Annotated in this window: 4 protein-coding genes; 1 reads left to right on the top strand and 3 read right to left on the bottom strand. The window is 53.0% G+C overall.

Annotation, left to right across the window (positions count from 1 at the left end):
• Positions 1-335, bottom strand: a 335-nt coding sequence (locus AC2FI8_RS19235) for a hypothetical protein (RefSeq protein WP_496780598.1), incomplete at its 3' end; no start/stop codon positions are given.
• Between the two features lie 14 nt (positions 336-349).
• Here AC2FI8_RS19235 and AC2FI8_RS19230 point away from each other — a divergent pair.
• On the top strand, positions 350-3,715 hold the full coding sequence (locus tag AC2FI8_RS19230; RefSeq protein WP_496780597.1) for a DEAD/DEAH box helicase family protein: 3,366 nt from the start codon (positions 350-352) through the stop codon (positions 3,713-3,715).
• A gap of 45 nt (positions 3,716-3,760) precedes the next feature.
• Here the strand turns inward: AC2FI8_RS19230 and AC2FI8_RS19225 are convergent, their stop codons facing one another.
• Both AC2FI8_RS19225 and AC2FI8_RS19220 read right to left on the bottom strand, forming a co-directional pair.
• Positions 3,761-5,728: a DNA/RNA helicase domain-containing protein gene (locus AC2FI8_RS19225; protein ID WP_496780596.1), complete on the bottom strand. Its 1,968-nt coding sequence runs from the start codon at positions 5,726-5,728 to the stop codon at positions 3,761-3,763.
• Between the two features lie 15 nt (positions 5,729-5,743).
• Positions 5,744-6,739 (bottom strand): HIT domain-containing protein, encoded by a 996-nt coding sequence (locus AC2FI8_RS19220; RefSeq protein WP_496780595.1) that lies wholly within the window; start codon positions 6,737-6,739, stop codon positions 5,744-5,746.
• Positions 6,740-6,814: the final 75 nt, after the last annotated feature.

The raw sequence follows: 6,814 nt of genomic DNA, 5'->3' as shown, positions 1-6,814 counted from the left end.
CTTAACGGCTTCGATGAACCAGAAATCCTCCGTTGCTCAAACCCCAAATCTGTCCGGTAGGCGCTGACGTCAGACAGGCAGCCACACCGCTTCTGAAAGACCAAAATATCCAGACACCTCTTGCCACGGGCTTTTCCGTAGGTGCCGAAAGGAATTTCTGCAGTTTCAGTTCTGGCCCCTAACGTCGATGAAACTCTTGGCGAGCTTCCGGTGTCACTTCCAGCTGGACAATCATTGTATCCATATCCGCTGTAAGTGGTGGCCGCGAAAGTGAACAGCATCGAAGCCTTGCTGAAGGCCGACTTTAACATCAGTATTCGATCTAATTGCAACAACTTAGGTTTACCCTTTGTTTTCCCTCCCCAATTGGCTTCGCTCCAAACCAAAACGAAACGACGAACCTGAACACGCCCACCTGGGCGATGAGGTGGACATCGTCGCACCAAAGGTCGGGACCAACATCGATCGACCCGTCATTAAGCTCTACAGGCCACACATCACCTCAGGCGACTGTCTGATTGTAACTGGTTACCAAGACTTTCTCTCCTCTCTGGCTATCCTCATGAAAGAAGTACCAGAACTGAAGGAGCCTGAAGGCGACAGTATGGTACGTATTCGGATTTCATTCGGAATCGATACGGCCAATGCAAAGCGCATTGCTAAGTCGAAGCCCGTGAAAGAGGAGATGAAGCTCTATTGGCTGGAACGCTCAGGTCTCCAAGTTGAAGATGATGATGATCTGCTGGCCGTGATGGCGAAGCACGCTATTTTGGCCGGTAAAATTGAACTACGCGTGTTTGATCCCGTCTTGGCCAAGGAAAAACTAGGGATCACCGGAGATCGCCGGATGCACTCCAAGATCGTCAGCTCACCGAGAGGCGCTGTCGCTGGGTCGGCCAACTTTTCCAAATCTGGGCTGTACTTCAATATCGAATATGCGGACGGCCTTGACGTTGGATCTCATGAACTTCAGCTCGAGCGGACACAAGCAGCCGAGCAAATTTGGGATGTTTCAGCTGACTGGAAAAACGAAGCGCTCGAAATCCTCGATAAGCTCATTAAACCCGTCACCGCCGAAGATGCGATGGCGCGAATGATCTCAGAGCAGAAGGGCTTTGAACCCTGGATTACAGGTAATCGTGAGGACATCACCGGCCATACACTCTACGACTATCAGCAGGAACTAACCTATGAAGCGTGCTCGATCACGTACGATCATGGCATTACTTTTGTCGAGGCTCCTACTGGTTCTGGCAAAACTGAAATCGGATGCCACCTTGCTGAGGCTTTGTCTGAGACCTTCACACGGGTCGTACCTCGCTCTCCCGTCCATGGCGTTGCGCGAAAGAACGCGGTCGTTATCGCACCGCCAAAGGTTATTCCTAGCTGGAAAAAGTACTCCACAAACTCGCTAGAGGCCGTAGCCAACAGCAAGCTTGCGAAACAACATCTGCGCGGCGCCGGGGACGACAAACGAGCTGGTCTGCGCCTCGATCAGTTTGGAATTCTAATTATCGACGAAAGTCACACGGTCACCCCAGGGTTCGAACAGGCTTCTCGAATGGCTGCTGCCATCGAACTCGCCCCGCCGAGTTGGAACGTTTGTTTGTCAGCAACTCTTTTGGGCAATCGGGACGTCGATTGGTTGGCTCACATGCAAGAAAAGCGCGCGTCCATCTTTATGACGCCTGGTTACATCCAGTCCATGGGCGAGCTTTTTGATCGAGAAATGCAACAATCGCCTGACATCTTCGACCAGAATGAACCGGTTGCCGTACTTTCTGAACCGGAAACCACTCTCTCCAGAGAAGCGCGTAATGAACTCTCTCAACTGATTTCTCCTTTCTTGACGCGCCGACAGCGCCGCTGCATCGGCGAGGACAAAGATCGATCCAAACACAGCTACCCTCAGCTTACCAATCATGGGCGCTCGAAGGCATTGAAGGTAACCAAACCTCAGAAAGAGCGACTCGATGAGATCGTTGCGCTCTGCAAGGAACTTGCACCGGGCGGAAGGGTAACCGCAGTTGAGAAAAGCCGTTTTGGGAACGTAAGCACCCGGCAAAGCACGCAGGACCAGCTTCACATCAGGAATCTGTTGAACATCCTTCGAGTGAACGCCGCACAGGCAGGCTGGGAAATGTCGCATGGTGCAATTGGCAAATGGCTTCGGGAGTTTGAACAAGGCTCGAAGACGCAGAGAATGGCCCACCCCAATCAGGCCAACATGTTTTCTGAGCTTGGCATTGATGTGCCAGCCACCGCAGTAAAGTGCGACGCCTTGGCCCAAAAACTCAGTTCGCGGGCCCTTCGAGACCTTGATGAAAAACGGTACCAGGCTTGCCTAAAAATCCAGAAGGAGAAGGAACGCGTGGTCTTCCTCGCAGAGCGTACGGATACGCTTGAGATATTCGCCGAGGCTCTTTCGCGAAATGGACAGCATAACAACTTCGTTGTTGGCAACCAGACGAAGGGCGACGAGCGCGCAGTAAAGGCTATTTTCGGCATCGGCCCTGATAGCTTTCAACGGATCAAGCAAGGGAAGTCCGTGGAGTCATATTTCCGCCCCGGTGGAAGGAACGCGCCAGATGGCCCAGCGTCTGTCTTCATGACTTACAAGATGGCAGAAGGCATAAATCTTCAATCAGCCGACACTTTGGTCCTTCTTGGTGTCACGTCAAATTTGAAGGAACTTATCCAAGGACTTGGACGCATCGACAGGATCGACAGCCAATTTGGCATTGTAAATTACCATCTCGTCGACATCCCCGTTGGTCAGTTCGCTTCCGACGAAAAGGTCGCCAAGCGTATCGAAAACTATAGGACTCTTTCCGGAGAAGAACTGATTGACGCCGTTCAGGAAGAAGGATCCGAGGACGCAGAGGTCATTCTTGAAAGCGTTATCAGCTATCTTCGATCCCCGAGACGTCTGCGCGACAATAATTTGCACGATGTCTTGTCTCGCACCAGAGGGACTATCGCCCCGGATCGCTATGATCTTATCAAAAAGGCTAAAATCCAAGGCACCTGGGGCGCGGAACTAGCTCTTCTTTCTGCAAGAGAGAGTTTCACGGCGCTACACCTCAGAGGAATTAACAAGCCCGCCAGTTTTTTACCTCCTCGACTCCTGATGTTGCGGCAATCTGAGAATGGCCTTGATCCAATCAGGGATCAGCTGAGCTGCGCGAATAAGCTTGAGGAGGCATACGAGAGAACAAAATCGCTCGGCATGGAACAAACTCGGATGAGCCTAGAAAACCTGTCTGGCGCTCTCGAGACCATCGCGAGCCAGCTTGGAAGGCTTACTGAGTGGGATCTGCGACCGGCCCGCGTCGAAAGCCTAATGAAAGCATGCGCCGAGTTCATGAGCCGGAGAAATGGAAACGATCTGGATGACCAAGAGCTGTTTGGGCATTTGTCTCTAGCCGCCGTGGAAATGATCTGTGAAAGCTGGAGTCGCCTTCTCGATCCATTCTGGGAACTGGCAAAACAGGAAGTGCGTGACAGCTTTGCGTATGAAGACCTACCAAAGGGCTACATAGCAATCCAAGCTATTCTCGAGAAGCTCGACCATGATGTTCACCGCTCTGCGGAAATTCACGAAATGATGTGTCAGGTCATAGAGGAAGCAGAGCACCTATCGCGAGATCACCAGCCAGAGATCGGTCGCCGCATTTCAGTTGTGTTTTTCTCGGACGGTGCAGGGAAGCACTGATCCAGCGGCTGCAATGAAAGACTGTCTTACACGAGGATGTTTTGCTCACGACAATAGCTGGCACCCTGACGACAAAAGTACGTTGTAGATCTCGTCGAATTCTTTCGGTGTCCGTGTGTTATCAGCTTCGTCGCCGTTTGGTACAAATATAACTGTCCCAGCGCGCCCCCGGGTCAAAAGAACGCGGTAGGTATTGATGCGATACTGTCGGGCGTCTTCTTTCTTGAGTAGTTGCCATTTGGGCGCTCGCATCTTCCTTGGGACCCAATCGTGATCATCCCAAGTCAAATCATTGCCCCAGCACAAACCTGCGTAGTCGACTTCCAAACCCTGACAGACGAATTCAGACAAAGGCGTTTCAAGCGCATTCGATGATCTGAAATCACCCGCTGGTTTCAGGAACCAATGAACAACGGAGCTGAGGTCGTCAGAGCGGGGCGATGGCGGTACGCCGTCTGCAACAAGGCGCGTTGCGCCACTGCTCGCGAGCAACCCTACCCGCTGGTCGCCGCGTCGACGCACCTGCAACCACGCCTTCATTTCTGATAAATCGCGTGTAACCAAAGCAGGCGGATGATCCATTTCGTTAGAGATTTCGCGCGCCAATTCGATATTGCCGTCAAGCAGGGCAGCGACCCAAGCACCATGGAGGTTGTTGCGATAGGCTCGAAGGTTTGAGTTCAAATGAAGATCCGGATCGTTCAAGAGCGACACGTCTGCGCCTGAGGCAATATCAAAAAAACCTAGCAAACCCTTTCGCTCAGCGAGCGCCTTGTCGGAGATATGCGCCGTCCAATCCTCAGTCTTCGCCAGCGCCTCACCCCACAGTGCCAAGCCACCTTCGCCTCGATTGATTTCTTGACCCGAACCAACCAGGCAAACGAGGCACGCCCAAGGAAGACGCCCCATGATTTCCAAGAAAAGTTCGGGTTCTGATTTTGCCCGCCCGAGCAACTTTAAACCTGTGTCAGCATCCCATGCGCGTTGTGCCTCATCGAACACGATAACGTTTTCTGGAGGATCAGCATCTGCGTCGGCATGATCTTTCAGATATCCGAGAAGTGTTTGAAGCGCCTGTTGCGCTTGGCGTTGCGCTTCCGTCGCTTTGATGCCCTCGCGGTGGCGGGCATCTTCCGCGATCGCTGCTTGCAGCACGAAAACCAGCGGTCGATTGCCACTGAGCAGCGCGGCAGGTTCTTCAGCGACGCGTCCAGCAGTGCCTGAGAACACCAGATCCAATCCCAGAAGCGTCTTGCCTGAACCCGGTTCTCCTGTGACGAAGCACACTACCTTCTTCTGGTCTCGACGCGCCTCGTTCGCGATCTTTTTTAAGCGATTGGCGGTACGTTCCAACGCTTCCGCGGTCGCATCGGCACGACCAATTTCTTTGACCGAATGCCCGGAATACAGACTGCGCGCTGCCGTCACAATATCAGGTGTCGGACTGTAGGTGGCGGCGTCGTATGCCTGCCAATCGATCTGATCACCGGTCGCTAAACACGTAATGGCAGTAAGAACGTCCGACAAACCTTCGCCATTCGTTCGAATGCACTGGCTCACGTCATCGATGAAGTCGATTAACCCAGGTAGAGCACTCGATGGTGCTTGATCACTGCACAGCACGGGGACGACGCGCTTCCCGTGACTCGCGGCATGGAAGTCTCTCAGGCAGAGCGCATAGTCGACCGCTTGATCCACGTCCGCACCAGAGAAAGTGGTAGATCCGATTTTGAACTCGACACACGCAATCATGTCGCCGATCAGGATGATTGCGTCGATCCGGCGTCCCAGTCGCAAGAGCGGCAACTCAAGAAGAATACCCCATTTGTCGCTGTCTGCTTTCGCCAGAGCATTTTTCAATAAATCGATCTGGATGCGCCAGGCACGTATCTGCTGCGTTTCGTTGCCGCTGTGTTCGGAACCCACTCGAATTGCCAGACGACCGAGGATGTCTTCGGTCGGTTGCGTCAGAAAATCAGGAACGCAAGCGGCGAAATAAGACTTAGTCAGCATGATGATGAAATTTCTTCAATAGGATTGCTTTTCAGGAATGACACCACGGACACCGCCACGCGGGTTCGGAACATCTCCGTCTCGACGCGGGATCAGGTGCACATGACAATGAAAGATCGTCTGCCCCGCAGACTGCCCCGCGTTCACACCGACATTAAACCCAGTGACGGTCTGGTCTTGGTCATGGATGCTTGAACGAAGATCGTCCAACATTCGACGGATTGCATTCAGTTCTGGTTGGAACAGATCAAAGTAGTCAGACACGTGGCGCTTTGGAATGACGAGCATGTGCAACCGCGTCACCGGAAATCCATCCCTGATCGCGTAGCATAGCTCGTTCTCGGCGATTACGCGATCCGCAGGAACCTCACAGAAGACGCATCCTGCCTCACGATACCCATAAGTCTCCGCGACTCCTCGAAAGTCTGCGTCATCCTGGTCGCGCTTGTTGGTATTGCATGTGATGCAGAGTGCTTGAAAGTTGCTCAGGTCGTCTTGGCCACCCTTGTTGCGCGGAATGATGTGATCGACATGGAGGGCGACCTCTTCCGCGGATGCGCCGCATAGTTCGCATCGGTATTTGGCACGTTTCAGAACTTCATAGCGCATCGATCCCGGGACATATCCCTTAGTGTTGGAACGGTGCTGCCAAATATTGCTGCCGCGGCGTCCAATGTAGTCAGCGATCTTCTCTTCACACTCGGCGATCAATCGGTCTCGGTCCTCGGCGTCCACATCGACGAAGTCCTTTAATCGAAAACCAATGATACGGTTTCCATCTTTGACGGGAATGACGACGCCGTTGTTAGTGAGAACCTTACCGACCATGTTCTTCGTGCGGATCTCATAATACTCGACCTGTGACCGATCGTGCGAAAGAAGCGCCTTGGCGATCTGTTCTACGCTCGCCTCACCGCCAGACCGCAGAAGTTCACGCAGCATAACGGGTTGATACACATGCGACATGCGCATTTGTTCAGTGATGTACCGGTGCAGCTGATCCACATTCATTGTTTGGACTTTAACGACACGCGTGCAGTCCACAAGCCGGAGTGCAGCTCGACTTCGCCATCTGTGCATGCTGGC

It is taken from the genome of Ruegeria sp. CDSB029, from assembly GCF_059611125.1.
Note: the sequence above shows the minus strand (reverse complement) of the source record. Positions and strands in the feature narration are given on the sequence as shown.

What these genes read in the sequence shown, in the direction of transcription:
- AC2FI8_RS19225 (WP_496780596.1), bottom strand. Translation starts at nt 5,728, where the DNA reads ATGCTGACTAAGTCTTATTTCGCCGCTTGCGTTCCTGATTTTCTGACG.
- AC2FI8_RS19220 (WP_496780595.1), bottom strand. Translation starts at nt 6,739, where the DNA reads ATGAATGTGGATCAGCTGCACCGGTACATCACTGAACAAATGCGCATG.